The organism is Arhodomonas sp. KWT, assembly GCF_010993615.1.
Genome location: NZ_WNXE01000890.1, coordinates 1 through 695, shown reverse-complemented (window position 1 = coordinate 695; position 695 = coordinate 1). Strand labels below are relative to the sequence as shown.

Below are 695 nucleotides of genomic sequence, written 5' to 3'. Positions count from 1 at the left end.
CTGAGTCGCAACACGCGTCCCAAGCTCTACAACCGCCGGGGGCAGCTCGCCCGTCACGGCGAGGTGCGCGTGGAGCGACTCGCCCGGCGCGCCGACGTGGAGCCGGGACTGGCCCTGGTCAACGACCTGCATGCCCGGCGCTGGGGGCGGCCCGCCTATACCGGTGCCGCGCTCGCGTTCCAGCAGGGGCTGGCGCAGGCGCTGGCGGCACGCGGCGGGCTATGGCTGTCGGTGCTGCGGGTGGCGAACCGGCCGGTGTCGGTGCTCTACAACCTGCGCGTGGGGCGCCGGCTCTACTTCCTGCAGGGGGGGTTCGACGAGACCTTCGACCGCCGTTTGAGCCCGGGACTGCTGCACCTGGGCTATCTCCTGGAGGCCGCGTTCGCGGACCCCCAGGTCGAGGTGCTGGACCTGCTGGCCGGCGGCGGTCGCACGCGGCAGTACAAGGACGCGCTGGCGCCGGTGCGTACGCCGCTGGTGGACGTCCAGGCGGTGCGCCAGCCGCTGCTTTCCCTGGCTTACCGTGTCAGGGAGCGGATCCGTGCCGGTGGCTCTGCGAACCGTGCGATGGCGGGCTACGCGCACATGGAGGAACGGCGATGAGTGAGCAGACATTGCCGGCGGGGTCGTCGCCGCCCGGCGGCCGGCTGGGCTCGCGGTTCTCCCAGCTGCGCGGCTACTGGGCGAGCGGCGGC

Annotated in this window: 1 protein-coding gene; it reads left to right on the top strand. The window is 73.2% G+C overall.

Annotated features, from left to right (window positions below; translation table 11 throughout):
- The coding region (locus G7A99_RS23095; RefSeq protein WP_163144392.1) for a GNAT family N-acetyltransferase at positions 1-603 on the top strand (603 nt) is incomplete at its 5' end.
- Positions 604-695 lie beyond the last annotated feature (92 nt).